17 protein-coding genes and 1 pseudogene are annotated in these 17,252 nt (G+C 59.5%); 15 read left to right on the plus strand and 3 right to left on the minus strand.

Features of this window, described 5'->3' with window-relative positions; all coding sequences use genetic code 11:
• Positions 1–431, plus strand: a 431-nt coding sequence (locus PL599_RS08205; protein ID WP_333782293.1) for an MFS transporter, incomplete at its 5' end; no start/stop codon positions are given.
• Between the two features lie 177 nt (positions 432–608).
• Positions 609–1,418, plus strand: a complete 810-nt coding sequence (locus PL599_RS08210) for a cyclase family protein (RefSeq protein WP_269824378.1) — start codon at positions 609–611, stop codon at positions 1,416–1,418.
• A gap of 23 nt (positions 1,419–1,441) precedes the next feature.
• Here the strand turns inward: PL599_RS08210 and PL599_RS08215 are convergent, their stop codons facing one another.
• Entirely contained in the window at positions 1,442–1,909 is a 468-nt protein-coding gene (locus PL599_RS08215; RefSeq protein ID WP_077983963.1) for an Lrp/AsnC family transcriptional regulator, read from the minus strand.
• A gap of 121 nt (positions 1,910–2,030) precedes the next feature.
• Here PL599_RS08215 and PL599_RS08220 point away from each other — a divergent pair, with 121 nt between their 5' ends.
• From PL599_RS08220 to PL599_RS08275, 12 genes and pseudogenes are all read left to right on the plus strand, one after another.
• Complete coding sequence (locus tag PL599_RS08220; protein WP_271358979.1) at positions 2,031–3,509, plus strand: NAD-dependent succinate-semialdehyde dehydrogenase; 1,479 nt, start codon at positions 2,031–2,033, stop codon at positions 3,507–3,509.
• Between the two features lie 13 nt (positions 3,510–3,522).
• Positions 3,523–4,926 carry an aspartate aminotransferase family protein gene (locus PL599_RS08225; protein WP_271358980.1) on the plus strand — a complete coding sequence of 468 codons (1,404 nt, stop codon included), beginning with the start codon at positions 3,523–3,525 and terminating at the stop codon, positions 4,924–4,926.
• 159 nt (positions 4,927–5,085) lie between these two features.
• Positions 5,086–6,534: a MocR-like ectoine utilization transcription factor EhuR gene (gene ehuR, locus PL599_RS08230; RefSeq protein ID WP_077983848.1), complete on the plus strand. Its 1,449-nt coding sequence runs from the start codon at positions 5,086–5,088 to the stop codon at positions 6,532–6,534.
• A 69-nt stretch (positions 6,535–6,603) separates the two neighbouring features.
• On the plus strand, positions 6,604–7,623 hold the full coding sequence (gene eutB, locus PL599_RS08235; protein ID WP_269824375.1) for a hydroxyectoine utilization dehydratase EutB: 1,020 nt from the start codon (positions 6,604–6,606) through the stop codon (positions 7,621–7,623).
• The gene (gene eutC / locus PL599_RS08240; RefSeq protein WP_269824374.1) at positions 7,620–8,633 is read left to right on the plus strand and encodes an ectoine utilization protein EutC; all 1,014 of its coding nucleotides are present in this window, start codon (positions 7,620–7,622) and stop codon (positions 8,631–8,633) included. Before eutB ends, eutC begins: the two co-directional genes overlap by 4 nt.
• The gene (gene doeA / locus PL599_RS08245; protein ID WP_269824373.1) at positions 8,630–9,808 is read left to right on the plus strand and encodes an ectoine hydrolase DoeA; all 1,179 of its coding nucleotides are present in this window, start codon (positions 8,630–8,632) and stop codon (positions 9,806–9,808) included. Before eutC ends, doeA begins: the two co-directional genes overlap by 4 nt.
• 4 nt (positions 9,809–9,812) lie before the next feature.
• A complete protein-coding gene (gene doeB / locus PL599_RS08250) occupies positions 9,813–10,826 on the plus strand; it encodes a N(2)-acetyl-L-2,4-diaminobutanoate deacetylase DoeB (RefSeq protein ID WP_077983851.1) in 1,014 nt (337 codons plus the stop codon).
• 61 nt (positions 10,827–10,887) lie between these two features.
• On the plus strand, positions 10,888–11,739 hold the full coding sequence (ehuB, locus tag PL599_RS08255) for an ectoine/hydroxyectoine ABC transporter substrate-binding protein EhuB (protein WP_077983852.1): 852 nt from the start codon (positions 10,888–10,890) through the stop codon (positions 11,737–11,739).
• 60 nt (positions 11,740–11,799) lie between these two features.
• Complete coding sequence (gene ehuC / locus PL599_RS08260) at positions 11,800–12,465, plus strand: ectoine/hydroxyectoine ABC transporter permease subunit EhuC (protein WP_137411096.1); 666 nt, start codon at positions 11,800–11,802, stop codon at positions 12,463–12,465.
• Between the two features lie 12 nt (positions 12,466–12,477).
• Positions 12,478–13,170, plus strand: a complete 693-nt coding sequence (gene ehuD, locus PL599_RS08265) for an ectoine/hydroxyectoine ABC transporter permease subunit EhuD (RefSeq protein WP_077983854.1) — start codon at positions 12,478–12,480, stop codon at positions 13,168–13,170.
• Positions 13,167–13,946, plus strand: coding sequence for an ectoine/hydroxyectoine ABC transporter ATP-binding protein EhuA (gene ehuA / locus PL599_RS08270; RefSeq protein ID WP_269824372.1), 780 nt, complete (start codon positions 13,167–13,169; stop codon positions 13,944–13,946). Before ehuD ends, ehuA begins: the two co-directional genes overlap by 4 nt.
• Before the next feature lie 77 nt (positions 13,947–14,023).
• Positions 14,024–14,248: pseudogene (locus PL599_RS08275) on the plus strand (LacI family transcriptional regulator); the annotation flags it as partial.
• An 11-nt stretch (positions 14,249–14,259) separates the two neighbouring features.
• Here PL599_RS08275 and PL599_RS08280 read toward each other — a convergent pair.
• Entirely contained in the window at positions 14,260–15,588 is a 1,329-nt protein-coding gene (locus PL599_RS08280) for a putative bifunctional diguanylate cyclase/phosphodiesterase (protein WP_269824371.1), read from the minus strand.
• A 256-nt stretch (positions 15,589–15,844) separates the two neighbouring features.
• Between PL599_RS08280 and PL599_RS08285 the strand changes: the two genes are divergently transcribed.
• Entirely contained in the window at positions 15,845–16,183 is a 339-nt protein-coding gene (locus tag PL599_RS08285; RefSeq protein ID WP_269824370.1) for a tetratricopeptide repeat protein, read from the plus strand.
• A 130-nt stretch (positions 16,184–16,313) separates the two neighbouring features.
• Here PL599_RS08285 and catB read toward each other — a convergent pair whose 3' ends face one another.
• Positions 16,314–16,949 (minus strand): type B chloramphenicol O-acetyltransferase, encoded by a 636-nt coding sequence (gene catB, locus PL599_RS08290; protein WP_142913810.1) that lies wholly within the window; start codon positions 16,947–16,949, stop codon positions 16,314–16,316.
• Between the last annotated feature and the right edge of the window lie 303 nt (positions 16,950–17,252).

Below are 17,252 nucleotides of genomic sequence, written 5' to 3' on the forward strand. Positions count from 1 at the left end.
CCACGCCGATTGCCCTCGCCCTGCTCGGCTTTGGCGTTGCTTCCGTGATCGGCAATGTGCTGGGGGGCCGGATGGCTGACACCAGCATCCGCCTCGCACTCATCGTAACCGCCGCCCTGATGGCATTTGCGACGATTGCCCTCGTTGTCTGGGGTGTTCACAGCGGCGCCGCATTCGCGCTCGTCGCCCTTTGGGGCCTTGCCTTCGGCATGGCGCCCGTGGTGCTGCCGACCAATCTTTCCCGCGGTGCACCCGATGCGCTGGAAGCAGCAGGCAGCCTGATGGTCGTTTCCTTTCAGGTGGCCATCAGTATCGGTGCGGTCTTCGGCGGCTATATCGTCGATTCCTACGGCGCCACTGCGCCGCTGGCGCTGACCGCGATACTGGCCGCATCCACGGTTGCTCTGGCCTTGCTGCAACGTCGTGATTGATCCCTCTGCCTTTCCGGGGCCGCAGGCAACGCGTTTGCCTGCGGCCACCTGACGGCAGGCGGCTTGCCGAAACCGCCACGTGAGCACGGGTCAAAAATCAGGGGATGTCCCGCCTTGCGTCACCCCACCTTTGCGCTACGCTTGGGAACAGGTATTTCTCAATGGAGGGACTGAGGCATGTGCAACAACTGCGTGATCGAGGACGTAAAAAAGAACATGCTGTCACGGCGCCTGCTGTTCAAGGGCGCCGCGGCCGGTTTGACGGCCATGACGGCGGGCAGTCTGGCGGCGCCGGTGCTGGCGCAATCGCCCCGGCAGGTCGTTGATCTCACCCATACCTATGATTCCACATTTCCTACATTCGATGGCAAACCGGGCATAGAATACGAGTGGGCAGCGGAGATCGCCAAGGATGGCTATCAGCTCCACAAACTCACCATCTACGAACATACCGGCACCCATATCGATGCGCCTTTCCACTTCAGCGCGGATGGCGCGAGCGTCGACCAGCTGGAGCCGCAGAAACTTGTCGCGCCGCTTGTCATCGTCGACATCACCGACCGCGCCAAAGACGATGCCAATTCCACCATTGAAGCCGAAGACATCGAACGCTGGATATCTGCGAATGGCGACATCCCGACAGGTGCAATCGTGGCTTTACGCTCCGGATGGGCAACCAAAGTGAAGAGCCCCTCATTCCGCAATGACGACGCCGGAAAATTCGCCTTCCCCGGTTTCGGCAAATCGGCGACCGACCTTCTGCTCAAACTCGACACGGTCGCCATTGGCGTCGACACACTTTCTCTGGATCCGGGCAACTCCGCAGATTTCGCGGTTCACAATTCCTGGCTGCCAGCAGGACGCTACGGTATCGAAGGGCTGAACAACCTTGAGGCTCTGCCGGTCAAGGGAGCGACCATAATCGTCGGCGCGCCGGCACACCGCGGCGGAACGGGCGGCCCAGCCCGTATTCTGGCCCTGGTCTGACACCGGGAGCCCCTTCCGTTCAGTCATGGGTCGATTGGAAAGGCGAAGCCGGCCTTGACGCGGTCCATGACGACCATCGTCTTGAACCCTTTGATATCGTGGTTCTCGTAAAAAAACCGGCGGGTGAAGGCCTCGTAGTCCTCCATGTCCTTTGCCGTGATTACCAGGATGAAATCGGCATCGCCCGTCACATAATAACCGATCATCACCTCCCGCGTGGCGCGAATGGCGGCTTTGAAACGGTCGACAATATCGGCCCTTTCTCGCTCCAGCGAGACGAGAACGATCATGGTAATGCCGCGCCCGACGGCTTTGGGCGAAACGACAGCCACATCGGCTTCGATCACCCCCTCATCACGCAGACGCTTCAACCGGCGCTGGCACGCGGTTGGCGACAGATTGACGATTTTGGCCAGCTCTTCCGAGGTCAGGCGATTGTTCTTCTGCACGGCGTCAAGCAGCGCCCGGTCGGCTCGATCTATCTGGGTCATGCGGGATTCCTGCATCTGAATAAAAAACTAAGCATAATTCCTGCGTAAAGGCACGCTTAAACGCCGTCAATCAATCGTGCAGCGCAGTTAAGCTTCTGGCAAATGAAAAGGGATCTTGCCGATGGAAGCTATCGCCAGCGCAGCGCTTAAAAACCTTCACCGACCGGAGCTGGTCGAGCATCGTGCCTTTCTGGATGGGCAATGGGTGGCGCGTAAGGAGACGCTGGGCGTTGTCGATCCGGCAAGCGGAGATCATCTGCTTGATGTCTCTTCCTGCTCCCTGAACGACGTGGACGCGGCGGTCGAAACCGCAGGCAGAGCATTCCTCCGGTGGCGGGACATGCTGCCCGTCGAACGCGGCGACATCCTTCGGACATGGGGCCGGCTGATGCGTGACAATGCCCGCGATCTCGCGGTTATCATCAGCGCCGAACAGGGAAAGCCGCTTTCGGAATCGCTCGGTGAAATTTCCTATGCAGCAGCCTTTCTCGACTGGTTTGCAAGCGAAGGCGAAAGATCCTACGGGGAGACAATTCCAAGTCATCTCAAAGGCGGCAACCTCTCCGTACGGATGCAGCCGATAGGGGTCACGGCTGCCATCACACCCTGGAATTTCCCATCAGCCATGATCGCCCGCAAGGCGGGCGCCGCCCTTGGCGCCGGCTGCACGATGATCGTCAAACCGGCGCCTGAAACACCGCTTTCGGCACTGGCCCTGGCAAAACTGGCACAGGAGGCGGGCATGCCGGCCGGTGTGTTGCAGGTTTTGCCGGGGGAAGCCGCGCCGCTTGCGCGCCGCCTGCTGGAACATGCTGAGGTTCGGGCGTTTTCCTTTACCGGTTCGACCGAGGTGGGACGGCTACTCCTCACGCAATCGGCGGCGACCATCAAAAAAGCCTCGCTTGAACTTGGCGGCCATGCCCCCTTTATTGCCTTTGCCGATGCGGACCTTTCCCAGACCGTGAAAGGTTGCCTCGCCGCCAAATTCGCCACATCCGGACAGGACTGCCTTGCGGCAAACCGCATCTATGTTCAGCGCGAGCTTTATGACCGTTTTATTGAGCGGTTCGCCGAGGCGACCTCCAGACTGACCGTTGGCCACGGCCTTGAACCGGGCATCGACATTGGGCCAATGACCCGGCCGACCGTCGCCGAAAAGTGCCGTCAGCAGATCGCGCAGGCGCTTTCTGCCGGTGCACGTCTCGTCTGCGGCGGACAGGACAGCCCGCTCGGCGGCAATTTCGTCACCCCCACCGTGCTCGCCGATGTGAGCGACGACATGCTGATCGCGCGCGAAGAAACATTCGGGCCGGTGGCCGCCATCCTGCCCTTCGATGACGAGCGGGAGGTCGTGCGACGCGCCAATGCCACGGAGATGGGGCTTGCGGCCTATGTCTACACCAACGATCTCGGCCGGGCGATGCGCCTGACGGACCAGCTGGAATACGGCATGGTCGCCGTCAATACACCGAAATTCACCGGCGCGCCCATACCCTTCGGCGGCTGGAAACAATCCGGCCTCGGTCGCGAGGGTTCGCGTCACGGTCTCATGGAATATCTCGAACCCAAATATGTCTGCTTCGGCAATCTGGCTGCCTGAAAGGAACGCGCCTATGACCATCGACATTAAAAACATCGCGCAAATGGATCGCAACGCCGTTCTGCACCCATTCACCCAGCTGAAGGACTTCGCCAGCGGCAAGCTCGGCGAACCGACCATCGTTGAAACCGGCAAGGGCATCCGCATTCAGGACGCCCACGGCAAGCAGTTGATCGATGGCTTTGCCGGTCTTTATTGCGTCAATGTCGGCTATGGCCGCACCGAGGTGGCGGAAGCGATTTCCCGTCAGGCCTATCGGCTTGCCTATTACCATTCCTATGCCGCCCACACGACGGACGAACTGGCGATCCTTTCCGACCGGCTGGTGAAGATGGCACCCGGCAAGATGAGCAAGGTGTTCTACGGCATGTCTGGCTCGGACGCCAACGAGACCCAGGCTAAGCTCGTCTGGTATTACAACAACCTGCGCGGCAAACCGGAGAAGAAGAAAATCATCTCCCGCGAAAGGGGATATCACGGCTGCAGCGTAGTTTCCGGCTCCATGACCGGCATGAGCTTTTATCACGACCACATGGACCTGCCGCGCGCCGGCATTTTGCACACCGGCGCTCCGCACCATTACTGGGGCGCAGAAGCCGGTGAAACCGAGCTGGAATTCTCAAAACGCCGCGCCGACGAATTGGAAGCACTCATTCTGCGCGAAGGCCCCGACACGATAGGCGCCTTCATTGCCGAGCCGGTGCTCGGCACCGGCGGCATTACGCCGCCGCCGGAAGGCTACTGGCCGACGATACAGGATGTTCTCAAAAAATACGATGTCCTTTTGATTGCCGATGAGGTGATTACCGGCTTCGGCCGCACAGGCTCCATGTTCGGCTCGCAACATTACGGCATCGAGCCGGACCTCATCACCGTCGCCAAGGGTCTGACATCGGCCTATTTCCCGCTTTCCGGCGCCATCGTTGGGGAAAAAGTCTACAAGGTCATGGAGGAAGGCGCTGACCGCGTCGGCGCCTTCTCCCACGGCTACACCTATTCCGGCCATCCGATCGGCGCGGCGGCGGCAAATGCCGTGCTCGACATCGTGGAAAAGGAAGACCTGCCCGGCAATGCCCGGGCTGTCGGCAGCTATTTTCAGGAGCAATTGAAGGCGAAGTTCGCCCAGCTTCCAATCGTCGGCGAAGTGCGCGGTGTGGGCCTCATGGGCGCCATCGAATTCGTGGCGAATCGTGAAAAGAAAACGCGGTTTGCCCCCGGTCTCACAGTCGGCGCACGCGTTTCGAAGGCGGCACGCAATGGCGGCCTTATTGCGCGCGCCATGCCGCATGGCGATATCCTGGGCTTTGCACCGCCGCTCGTCACAACGAGGGCGGAGGTGGACGAGATCATCGCCATCGCCGAAACCGCAGTCCGCAGCGTCATGGATGATCTGGTGCGGGCCGGCGAAAAAATCTGATCGTCAGCACGGCGTTCAACGATCGCAAATACTGCTCATTTCGACGGCAACTGCGCCTCTGTGCGGCGCAGTTGCCGTCGGCGTTGCATAAGGCTTCATCTTTTCGCAGAACCATGCATAATGTCATGAAATCAATATCGTCAAAAACGAGACAATTTCATGCGTCGTCAAGCCAATTCGTCAAACCCCGATCCGGTGTCCGCAACCAGACCGGCGGCATGGCGGCCGATCCTGGCCAAACAGAAGGGCGAAACGAAACATTCCGCGCTGACGGAACGAATCATCGCCGATATCGACGCCGGCGTCCTGAAGCCGATGGACCGCATGCCGACCCACCGCGATCTCGCCCGCGAACTCGGCCTATCGGTCCAGACCGTCAGCCTCTCCTACAAGGAGGCTGAACGGCTGGGCTATCTCAGCGGCGAAATCGGCCGCGGCACCTTCGTGAAAACACGGGTGACGGACCGTGCTGGACGCATGATGCTCGATCATAGCCCGACCGAGGTGCTCGACCTCTCCATTATCCGCGGCGTTTATCTCGACGACCATGAAAACGCCTCGCGCACCGTCCTTCGCGAACTGGCCGATAGTGACAATTCGGACTTCATGCGCCCCTGCCGTCCGGTCGCGGGCCTCGACAGCCATCGCGAAACCGCCCGGATCTGGCTTGGAATGATGGGTGTCACCGCCGGCGCGGAACGTATTCTCGTCACCAATGGCGCTGCGCATGGCATATTTCTCGCCTTGAGCTGCATCATTCGCTCGAACGACGTGGTTCTGTGCGAAAACCTCACCGACCACGGGATCATCGGCCTGTCGAACATTCTGGGCTTCAGCCTCAAGGGCTTGCCGACCGACAAAGAAGGTATAGTGCCGGACGCGCTGGAGGCCGCCTGCGCAGCCGGGGGCGTCAAGGCGCTGGTGCTCATTCCCACTCTCAACAATCCCACGGGACATGTTTCCGGCGTTGCACGCAGACAGGCGATCGCCGCGATTGCCGAAAGGTACGGCGTCTTTGTTATTGAGGACGAAGTCTATCGCCCGATCATCGAGGATGATCTGCCATCCATCACCGAAATGCTGCCTGATCTTGGTTTTTTCGTCACCAGCTTTACCAAGACGGTGCTGACGGGGTTGCGCGTCGGCTATCTCGTCGTGCCGCCTGCCTATTCCATCCGCGCCGCCTCTATCCTGCGTGTATCGAGCTGGAGCGGAACCTATCTCACCGCCGAAATCGCCACGCGCTGGGTCGAAAACGGCACCGCACGGCGGCTGCTGGATGTCCAGCGCGCCGAAGTGCGTGCGCGGCAAAAGATTGCCACGGACATATTGGGCGACCATATCGCCTCGACCCACCCCCTCTCCTTCTGCGCCTGGCTGAAGGTTCCACCGCGCTGGACGGAGGACGGGCTGGTGCGCGCGCTCACAAACCAGAACGTCGCGGTCACGCCGTCTGAGCCGTTCATTGCCGGTCCCGGCCATGGCGGCGGCATCCGCATATGTCTCGGTGGACGGCTCAATCACCCAAGCCTCGTCAAAGCCTTGACCACCGTGCGGCAGACCTTCGAGCAATTGCCGCCGGTCTACGATATCGGTTCAATCGGCTGAGGCAGTCGCTCGAAAAATCATTGAATCATTACAATATAACAATTGACATGATTTTACTTCGCTCACAACATGACAATCATGAAGAGCGCGAACCTGTCCATATCCGCAGATAAAAATCCGCTTCCGGTCTCGCTGGCCGCGATAGAGCAGGCAGCATTGCGGCTTGCCGGACAGGTGGAGCGCACACCTTTGGTCCGCTCGGACCTCCTGTCCGAACGCTGCGGCCACCCCGTTCATCTCAAGCTTGAAACCCTTCAGCCCATCGGCGCCTTCAAGCTGCGCGGCGCGATGAACGCCATACTGTCGCTTGACGACGACGCACGCAGGCGAGGCCTTGTCACCGCCTCGACCGGCAATCATGGCCGCGCTGTGGCCTATGCGGCCAGCAAGCTCGGAATTCCCGCCACGATCTGCATGTCGGCACTCGTACCGGCGAACAAGGTTGAAGCGATCCGCGCGCTCGGTGCGGAAATCCGGATCGTCGGCATGTCACAGGATGACGCGCAAGAGGAGGTGGAGCGCCTGACTGCAAGCCATGGTCTTACCGCAATCCCGCCATTCGATGATGCTGACATTGTGGCCGGCCAGGGCACGATAGGTCTCGAGGTCGTCAAAGACATGCCTGAGCTGGCGACGGTGCTCGTTCCTCTTTCCGGCGGCGGCCTTGCGGGCGGCATCGCCGTTGCGGTCAAGGCGCTGAAGCCACGGGCACGGGTCATCGGCATTTCCATGGAGCGGGGCGCGGCCATGCATGCGTCGGTTGCAGCCGGCCGGCCCGTCGCAATACGGGAGGAAGAAACGCTGGCGGATTCGCTGGGCGGCGGAATTGGACTGAAGAACCGCGTGACATTCGCACTTTGCCGGGAACTCCTTGATGAGATCGTGCTGGTTTCCGAAGACGAGATTGCAGCCGGCATCCGCCATGCGGCACGCGAAGAAGATTTGACGGTCGAGGGCGCGGGCGCCGTTGGTTTCGCTGCCATCCTGTCCGGCAAGATCGACATTAGCGGTCCGACCGCCATCATCGTATCGGGCGGAAATATCGACCCGGCGGTCCATAAGACCATCATCGACGGGGGAGCCGCATGAGCCGCATCACCATTCTGACCGAAAAAGACCTGCGCGGTGTCATCAAGCTCGATCTCTCGGCGGTCGACTGCGTGGAGCGGGCCTTTGCGGCGCTCGCAACGCAGACCGTCGCCATGCCGCCGATCATGCGGCTCGATATCCCGGAGTTTCGCGGCGAAGTGGATGTGAAGACAGCCTATGTGCCGGGCTTTGACGGTTTCGCCATCAAGGTCAGCCCCGGTTTCTTCGACAATCCGAAACTCGGTCTGCCGAGCCTCAACGGTCTCATGATCCTTTTCAGCGCAAGGACCGGGCTGGTGGAGGCCCTTCTCCTCGACAACGGCTATCTTACCGATGTGCGGACCGCCGCGGCAGGTGCTGTCGCGGCGCGGCACCTGGCCCGCAAAGACGCGTCCGTCGCCGCGATCTTCGGGGCGGGCATGCAGGCGCGTTTGCAGCTCGAAGCCCTGATGCTCGTGCGCCCGATCAGATCGGCGCGGATATGGGCGCGGGACTACCAGAAGGCCGAGAGACTTGCGGGCGATTTCGCCAGCGAACACGGCATCGAGATCGCCGCTGTGGCCGATCCGCAGGCTGCCGCGCGGGGTGCCGATATCATTGTAACAACGACGCCCGCCGAAAGCCCGATCCTCTTTGCCGACTGGCTGGAAGAAGGCCAGCATCTGACAGCCATGGGATCGGATGCCGAACACAAGAACGAGATCGATCCGGCCGTGTTCGCCAGAGCGCGCTATGTCGCGGACCGCCTCTCGCAGACCCGTATTCTCGGTGAGTTGCATCACGCCATCGCCGCCGGGCGTGCCGCGTCGGATCAGCACTTCGCGGAACTTGGGGACGTCATTGCCGGCAAGGTGCAGGGCCGCGTATCGGGCAAGGACATCACCTTTGCCGATCTGACCGGCGCCGGCGTACAGGACACGGCTATCGCCAATCTGGCCTTTGCCCGCGCAAAGGAAGCCAAGAGCGGTCAAACAATCGAAAACACCATAAAAATGGGAGACGCAGCGTGAGCGTAACGCTGAACTTTACGCGCGAGGAATATGCCGCGCGCCTGTCCAAAACCCGCAAGGCTATGGAGAAAGCCGGGATCGATCTTCTGGTCGTCACTGACCCGTCCAACATGCATTGGCTGACCGGTTATGACGGCTGGTCCTTCTACGTCCACCAATGCGTGCTGGTGCCGCCGGAGGGCGAGCCGATCTGGTACGGCCGCAAGCAGGATGCCAACGGTGCAAAGCGCACGGCCTATCTCGCGCACGACAATATCATCGGCTACCCCGATCACTACGTTCAATCGACCGAACGGCACCCGATGGATCTGTTGTCTGAGATCATCGAGGAGCGCGGCTGGTCCGGCCTGACGGTCGGCGTCGAAATGGACAATTATTATTTCTCGGCAGCCGCCTTTGCATCGCTGCAGACACATCTGCCGAACGCCCGTTTCAAGGACGCCGCTGGTCTCGTGAACTGGCAGCGCGCGGTGAAAAGCCCGGCCGAACTCGACTATATGCGCAAGGCTGGCAAGATCGTCGAACTGATGCACAAGCGTATTGTCGACGTCGTTGAGCCGGGCATGCGCAAATGCGATCTGGTGGCCGAAATATACGATGCCGGCATTCGTGGCACCGCCGAGTTCGGCGGCGACTATCCCGCCATCGTGCCGCTCCTCCCTTCGGGTGCCGACGCCTCCGCGCCGCATTTGACATGGGACGACAAGCCGATGCGATCAGGCGAAGGCACCTTCTTCGAAATCGCAGGCGCTTACCGCCGTTATCATTGCCCGCTGTCACGCACGGTCTTTCTCGGCAAGCCGACACAGGCATTCCTCGATGCGGAAAAAGCAACGCTTGAGGGCATGGAGGCCGGCCTTTCCGCAGCCAAGCCCGGCAACACCTGCGAGGACATCGCCAATGCCTTTTTCGCCGTGCTGAAAAAATACGGGATCATCAAGGACAACCGCACCGGCTATCCGATCGGGCTTTCCTATCCGCCGGACTGGGGCGAGCGCACCATGAGCCTTCGACCCGGCGACCGCACGGAGTTGAAGGCCGGCATGACATTCCACTTTATGACCGGCCTCTGGCTTGAAGACATGGGGCTCGAAATCACCGAAAGCATTGCGATCACCGAAACCGGTGTCGAATGCCTTTCCAATGTGCCGCGGCAACTCTTCGTGAAAGGCTGAGACGATGTTGAGCACCGCGCTTCGCCCCTCACCGATCACGCCCTCCGTCGATTTTGACGCCAAGGGCGTGCAACACGGTCATCTGCGGCTGCCATACAGCCGCGATGACAGCGCGTGGGGCTCGGTGATGATCCCGATCTGCGTCATCGCCAATGGCGAAGGGCCAACGGCACTTCTGACCGGCGCAAACCATGGCGACGAATATGAGGGACCGGCAGCACTCTTCGAACTCGCCCACACGCTCGATCCGGCCGAAGTGAAGGGCCGTATCATCATCGTGCCGGCGCTCAACTACCCGGCTTTCCGCGCAGGCACACGCACCTCACCCATCGACCGGGGAAACCTCAATCGCAGTTTTCCCGGCCGCCCTGACGGCACGGTGACGGAGAAGATCGCCGATTACGTGACCCGCCATCTGATACCGCTTGCGGATATCGTTCTCGATTTCCATTCCGGCGGCAGGACACTTGATTTCCTGCCATATGCGGCGGCTCACGAATTGCCCGACAAGACGCAGGAGGGCCGGTGTTTTGAAGCGGTGGCGGCTTTTGCCGCCCCCTATTCAATGAGGATGCTCGAAATCGACGCCGTTGGCATGCTGGACACGACCGTCGAGGAGTTGGGCAAGGTCTTTGTCACAACGGAGCTGGGCGGCGCGGGCACGGCAAGCGCGAAATCGATCGATATCGCGCGGAAAGGCATCGTCAATCTGCTGCGCCACACGGGCATTTTGGCCGGTTCACCCGTTCTCGCAAAAAGCCGTTGGCTGGATATGCCCTCCAGCGACTGCTTCACCTTTGCTGAAGACGACGGGCTCGTTGTCTTCGTCTGCGATCTGGGAGACGCGGTCACGGCGGGTGAGACAATCGCCCGGGTTTATCCGATCGGCAAAACCGGCCTTGCACCGGTCGATTATCGCGCCTCCCTCAGTGGCGTGCTTGCCGCACGCCACGTTCCCGGCCTCATCAAGGCCGGAGACTGCCTTTCCGTCATCGCCACGGTCACGGAGAATACCTAGTCACTAGAAACATCGTGAGATCCGAAAACGGACCACGCAACCCAACCAGAGGAGTAAGAACATGCGTATGATCAGACTAGCCGGGCTTTCCGCCCTCGCTCTTACCATCGGCGTGACGTCAGCCAGCGCGCTCACCGTCGAAGAAGTCAAAAGCCAGGGCTATATCCGCGCCGCCACGGCCAATGAAGTGCCCTATTCCTATATGCAGCCAGACGGCACCTCCGCCGGCATCGGCCCGGATGTGGCCAATGCGGTTCTGAAATCGATGGGTATCGAAGAGGTCAACTGGACGGTGACGCCCTTCGGCACGCTGATCCCTGGCCTCAAAGCTCGTCGCTTCGATTTTGCGGCCGCCGAACAGAACATCTCGCCGGAGCGCTGCAAGCAGGTCGCCTTCACCGAACCGAACTCGTCCTATGGCGAAGGACTACTGGTGAAGAAAGGCAATCCGAAAAAGCTTACCACCTACGCCGATATCGCCAAGGACCCCTCATTGAAGGTCGCCGTTGTTTCCGGCGCAAACAACGTCGATTTCCTGCGCGCAGTCGGGGTCAAGGAAGAGCAGATCGTGTTCATCCCTGCCAATGCCGACGCTATTCCCACCGTGCAAAGCCGAGTCGACGCCTATGCGGCCACGGAACTGACGGTTTCGGAACTCGCCAAGGGTCAGGCGAACGTCGAGCAGGTGACGCCTTTCACCGATCCGGTCGTGAAGGATGCGCCGGTGCGCAATTACGGCGGTTTCGCTTTCCGCCCGGAAGACAAGGAGCTGCGTGACGCCTTCAACGCGGCGCTCGTGGAATTCCGCAAGACGGACGACTACAAAAAAATCCTCACCAAATACGGCCTGTCCGAACAGAGTATTGCGGCAGCGGCCGAAAAGAAGGTCGCCGATCTCTGCGCCGGCAAATAATGCCAGCCGGCGCCCGGGCATAACCGGGCGCCGTTCCTCGGGAATTCGGGAAATCTCCAGATGGACATGACTGCCTATCTGCCGATGTTATGGCAAGGCGCGGTCGTCACGATGACGATTACGCTCGCAGCCCTTGCCGTCGGCACGGTGCTCGCCTTTTTCTTCGGCATCCTGCGCGTCGAGGGTGGACCGATCCTGTCGGCAATCGCGCTCTGTTATACGGAAGTGTTCCGCGGCACCTCGCTGCTGGTGCAGCTTTTCTGGTTCTACTACGCCCTGCCGCTGGTCGGGTTGAGCTTCGATCCGATCACGACGGGGGTGCTGGTGCTTGCCGCCCATGCCGGAGGCTACGGCGCGGAAATTGTTCGCGGCGCGCTGTCCTCCGTCTCGGTGCAGCAGCTGGAAGCCGCACGCGCGCTGAACTTCACGCGGATGCAGACGCTGTTTCGCATCTCGCTGCCACAGGCCGTTGTCGAGATGATGCCGGCCTTCGGCAATCTCGCCATCGAAACGCTGAAGCTTTCATCGCTCGTGTCGTTGATCTCGATTGCCGATCTCACTTTTGCGGCGCAGTCGATCCGCAACCTGACGCTCGATAGCGCCAGCATCTATTCGATTACGCTGCTTTGTTATTTCGCGATGTCGCTCATCCTGATGGTCGTCATCCGGGTGATCGAACGCTTCGTGCGGCGCGGCAACGTCTTCCCGCGCACGCGCCATTCGTAAGGATATCTGCTCATGATGTATGGTTACGAATGGGATACGACCACCTGGCTCACCTACACGACCTCCATCCTGCCCATCATTCTGATCGGGCTCACGGTGACGCTGAAGGCCGCCGCCGCCGGCTTTGCCATTGCGCTGGTTCTGGGGCTCGTCTTTGCACTGCTACGCCGCAGCCGCGTCAGGATGATCTCCTGGCCAACCGCGCTGATTGTCGAATTCCTGCGCGATACGCCGCTTCTTGTGCAGCTGTTCTTTCTCTATTACGTGCTTCCGGATTTCGGCATTGTCCTGCCGGCATTTCTCACCGGCGCACTGGCACTCGGCCTGCAATATGCCGCCTATACCTCCGAAGTCTATCGCGGCGGTATCGAGGCGGTGCATCACGGCCAATGGGAAGCGGCGACGGCGCTTAATCTCACGCACATGCAGACCTATAGGGACATCATCATCCCGCAGGCCATTCCGCGCATCGTCCCGGCCATGGGCAATTATCTTGTCGCCATGATCAAGGAAACGCCGGTGCTATCCGTCGTCACGGTTCTAGAAATGATGGGGCTTGCCAATATGATCGGCGAGCGCACCTTCGAATATCTGGTGCCGCTGACGCTTGTGGGCCTGATCTTCCTTGTCCTGACCATAATCTGCTCAGCAGGCCTCAGCCGCCTGCAAAGAGCGCTTCCAAAAGCAGGAATTCCCTTGCGATGACCAACACCACCAACAAGCCACTGATCGAATTTTCCGATGTCACGAAACGCTTCGGCATTCTGACAGTCCTCGACCGGTTCAATTTCAGCGTCGCGAAGGGCGAAAAAGTCACCCTCATCGGTCCATCCGGCTCCGGCAAATCAACGGTCCTGCGCATTCTCATGACGCTGGAGCCGTTCCAGGAGGGGAGACTGAGGCTTGCGGACATGTCCTACCAGGAGCCGGGCGGCAAAGGACCTTTCAAAGCCTCCGAAAAGCATCTTCGCCAGATCCGCAATCACGTCGGCATGGTCTTCCAGAGCTTCAATCTCTTTCCCCATATGACCGTCCTTCGCAATATCGTGGAGGCGCCGGTGCGGGTTCTGGGCATCAGCCGCGCAGAGGCGGAGGCGCGCGCAATCGAATTGCTGAAGATGGTCGGGCTTGCGGATAAGAAGGATCATTATCCAGTGCAGCTTTCCGGCGGGCAACAGCAGCGCGTCGCCATTGCCCGCTCGCTTGCCATGCGTCCGCGTGTCCTGCTTTTCGATGAACCGACCTCGGCACTGGACCCGCAACTGGTCGGCGAAGTGCTGTCCGTCATCCGCGACCTGGCCCATGAGCATGACCTGACGATGCTTCTCGTCACCCACGAAATGCGCTTTGCCCGGGAAGTCTCGGACCGCGTCTGTTTCTTCGACAAGGGCCGCATCTGCGAACAGGGGAAACCGGACGAGATTTTCGGCCAGCCGAAAGAAGACCGCACACGCGAATTTCTCGCTTCCGTCTTACGGTGAATTTCATGGTGAAGTCGGTCAGCACGGGTAGATAGAACCTTTCCGTTCGCGCATCAGCCTCGAGGGTCAGCGCCGTGTTGAACGGATCTTGGCGCAAGCGGCGGATTTCGGAAGAGACTGCCGGCAAGATTCTCTCGCTTGCCAAGGCGCAACGTTACACCACCAACCTGCGAGCCCGCGGCTTGAGGAGTTCGAAATCCGGCCTCATCGGGTGTCTGGTTCCAGTTTATGACAACCGGTTCTTGTCCTCTATGGCGCAGACGTTCGAGGGCCAGGCGCGCAAACGCGGCCCGTCGCCCATGGATAAAGGTGTTCAATGCGCTCGAGCGCGAGCCGCATATTGCTCAAACTCCTCCAGTGGTATGGGCCTTGCGAAAAAGTAGCCCTGGAAAAACTCGCAGCCGTATGACAACATCATGCGCAATTCGGCCTCTGTTTCCACGCCTTCGGCAAGGACCTCCAGAGAGAGGTCGTGTCCCATTCTGACAATGTTTTTGGTAATTGCGGAAAGACGCCCGTTTTCGCTCACGCCCTTTACAAAGCTGCGATCAATCTTGAGCTGTTTCAACGGCAATTGACGAAGATAACTGAGAGACGAATAGCCGGTTCCGAAATCATCAAGCGCGATCGCAAAACCCGCGCGATGCAGGAGCTTCATCTTGGCGATGGCCGCGTCTATATCCGAAAGAAAAACGCTTTCGGTCAACTCCAGCTTGAGTAACCGTGCGTCAATGGCATTAGACGAAACGGCTTCGAGAAGCTGAGCGGCAAATCCCGTATCCACGAAATGATCCGCAGTGATGTTGATCGAAAGCGTCAAGTGACGGGTCGAAGCGTTTTCCTGCCATCGTGCCAGGGTCTTGCAAGCTTCAACAATCACCCATTCGCCGATTGTCGGCATAAAGCCCGTGCGTTGGGCAAGTGGAATGAATTCCGCCGGTGATATTTTGCCCCGTTTGGGATGGTTCCAGCGCAAAAGCGCTTCTGCTCCGCTCACCGAGCCGTCCGCACGCACCTGCGCCTGATAAAAAAGTTCGAATTGCCCGTTGGAAAGCGCAGTCCGCAACTCCAATGCGTTTTTTGTCTGGCTTCGAAATTGAGCCTGCATCGCCGCGACGCCTCCGCACAACATACCCGTCGCGAAAATGCCGTTGAACCATGCGCTGACGCTTCTCACTTCCTGCGAGATCGAGATATGGAAAGGGAAGCTCGCAGCGGAGGCACACAGAAAAATGAAAGCTATGAGACCGGACGAAATGACCATGAACTGGGGGATCGAGCGCTGGCGTTGAAAATTCATATAGCCAACGAAGACGATGACGAGCAGGTAAAGGTGTGTCGTTCTGGGCACTGCCGCGTCCTGCACATCGATCGAAACCGAATACCAGCACACAAACAGGGTGCAAGCGATCTGGGCGAGGATAAGACCGCATGAAAAATGGCCCTTCAGGCAAATCAGCCAGCAAGGAATGACCGCTGCACCGAGCACAAGAAGGCTGATTGCGATATTCCACCGTCCCGTCAGAGCAAAGAACACGAACCAACCCGCCCCAAGCGCAAGGCCAAGCCATGCTGCGATGCGGCACAGAAGAAGCAGATGCTGTGAGTATTCCTCTCGGTCTTTGTTTTTTTGGAGGGGCATGCTGGCCTTGCTTGCGATTAAGAACGGCGAACTCGCTCCTTGCTGGAAAAGCCATGAGGAAGCTAGGCCTACAAAACCGGAGGTTGGGCTTTTCAAACGACGCGGTTAAACAAAACCAAATACGACGCGACAAGTTTTCATCAACGATCTCTGTTGACCTCAACCACTCTCGAGGCCGTATCCCGTAACCTCGACTGATGCGGGGGGCACGACTGCTCTCCCAAACCCAACCCGACAAATGGTCCTGGATAATTTGATGAAACAGCAGCTGACGAACATTCTGAACAGCGGCCGAGACAGCGCGCTTCTGCGCTTTTCGCTAGCCAAGTCCTTTGCAGCCTCCGGGGAATTTCCGGAAGCTGTGCGGCATCTTCAGGAAGCGGTCCGGCAAAAACCGGATTATTCCGCCGCCTGGGCGGAGCTTGGCCTCAACCTGTTGCGATTGGGCGACAATGAAGGGGCCACGGCGGCTTGGCTAAAAGGCATCACCGTTGCCACGGCCCAGGGCGACGCGCAGGTCAGACGGCAGCTGGAAGTGAGGCTGCGACGGATGAGGTCGCAACTGCCGAAAGGGTCCTGTAATGGGCCAAGCTGATTGTGATACTCCAATCGCGCCAAGAGGCGAACTTCCTTTCAACACGTCGGAGCTGTCAAAAATCGCCAGCGGTTCGCCAATTTGATCCTGAGGAAATTCCGGCCCGCCGCAATGAGGCGGGCCGGGGATTTTACGACTGGGACTTATCGGATTGCCAGAACCGATAAAGCTCCGCGACATTGCCGCTGGTCATGAGCGGCATTGCAGCCTGCAACTGCTCAGCCGGCCAATCCCACCATTTCATCTCGATCAGCATGGCGATACTGCCGTCATCGAACCGCTTGCGGATCGTCTTTGCGGGATTGCCGCCAACGATGGCGTAAGGTTCGACATTCTTCGTCACCAGCGCCCGCGTTCCGATCACTGCGCCATCACCAACCGTAATGCCGGGCATGATGATCGCTTCCGAGCCTATCCAGACATCGTTACCGATGACGGTATCGCCCGCTGGCAGATAACCGTTGCCGGCGTTTTCAAACTCCGGCACTTCGGGCATGAAGAAAAACGGGAAGGTGCTGATCCACTCGTTGCGATGACCCTGATTGCCCGCCATGATGAAGGCGGCGCCCGAACCGATCGAACAGAAGCTCCCGATTATCAGCCTGTCCGCGCCTTCATCCGACAACAGATAACGGGCGCAGTCCTCAAAGCTGTGGCCGTGATAATAACCGGAATAATAGCTATATTTCCCGACCACGAGGTTTGGGTTCTTGACCTGCTTGTCAAGCGTGACGCCCCGGAACGGGCTTTCGAAGTAGTTTTCCATTGGGGTAATCTCACTGCATATGTTCGCACTGGCTTGCCTCAAGGCAAACCGACGCCAAGCGTCAAGCCTGTCGGCTTTTCGCTCGATGCTCCTCACGCAACGGCGGGAGCTAGATGCAGGTGATACTCGAAGTTTTTATCATCGAGCCTAGTTAACGCAAAAATCCGCGACGGCCAAGCCGTGAAACGTTTTTGGTCTCGCGTCGCTTACATCGCAACACCACCGGCCCATAAAAACAGCGGGGATTTCTCCCCGCTCTTCTCGTTGGTTGATGCAGCGCCAGCGCGGGCGTCTTACAGCCGC

It is taken from the genome of Agrobacterium sp. ST15.16.055 (assembly GCF_027956555.1).
Lineage (GTDB): Bacteria > Pseudomonadota > Alphaproteobacteria > Rhizobiales > Rhizobiaceae > Agrobacterium > Agrobacterium salinitolerans.

Coding starts and splice junctions, on each gene's coding strand:
- eutC (WP_269824374.1), top strand. CDS start 7,620: ATGAGCCGCATCACCATTCTGACCGAAAAAGACCTGCGCGGTGTCATC.
- catB (WP_142913810.1), bottom strand. CDS start 16,949: ATGGAAAACTACTTCGAAAGCCCGTTCCGGGGCGTCACGCTTGACAAG.
- doeB (WP_077983851.1), top strand. CDS start 9,813: ATGTTGAGCACCGCGCTTCGCCCCTCACCGATCACGCCCTCCGTCGAT.
- ehuB (WP_077983852.1), top strand. CDS start 10,888: ATGCGTATGATCAGACTAGCCGGGCTTTCCGCCCTCGCTCTTACCATC.
- PL599_RS08220 (WP_271358979.1), top strand. CDS start 2,031: ATGGAAGCTATCGCCAGCGCAGCGCTTAAAAACCTTCACCGACCGGAG.
- ehuA (WP_269824372.1), top strand. CDS start 13,167: ATGACCAACACCACCAACAAGCCACTGATCGAATTTTCCGATGTCACG.
- PL599_RS08215 (WP_077983963.1), bottom strand. CDS start 1,909: ATGACCCAGATAGATCGAGCCGACCGGGCGCTGCTTGACGCCGTGCAG.
- PL599_RS08285 (WP_269824370.1), top strand. CDS start 15,845: ATGAAACAGCAGCTGACGAACATTCTGAACAGCGGCCGAGACAGCGCG.
- ehuD (WP_077983854.1), top strand. CDS start 12,478: ATGATGTATGGTTACGAATGGGATACGACCACCTGGCTCACCTACACG.
- ehuC (WP_137411096.1), top strand. CDS start 11,800: ATGGACATGACTGCCTATCTGCCGATGTTATGGCAAGGCGCGGTCGTC.
- eutB (WP_269824375.1), top strand. CDS start 6,604: ATGACAATCATGAAGAGCGCGAACCTGTCCATATCCGCAGATAAAAAT.
- ehuR (WP_077983848.1), top strand. CDS start 5,086: ATGCGTCGTCAAGCCAATTCGTCAAACCCCGATCCGGTGTCCGCAACC.
- PL599_RS08210 (WP_269824378.1), top strand. CDS start 609: ATGTGCAACAACTGCGTGATCGAGGACGTAAAAAAGAACATGCTGTCA.
- PL599_RS08280 (WP_269824371.1), bottom strand. CDS start 15,588: ATGCCCCTCCAAAAAAACAAAGACCGAGAGGAATACTCACAGCATCTG.
- PL599_RS08225 (WP_271358980.1), top strand. CDS start 3,523: ATGACCATCGACATTAAAAACATCGCGCAAATGGATCGCAACGCCGTT.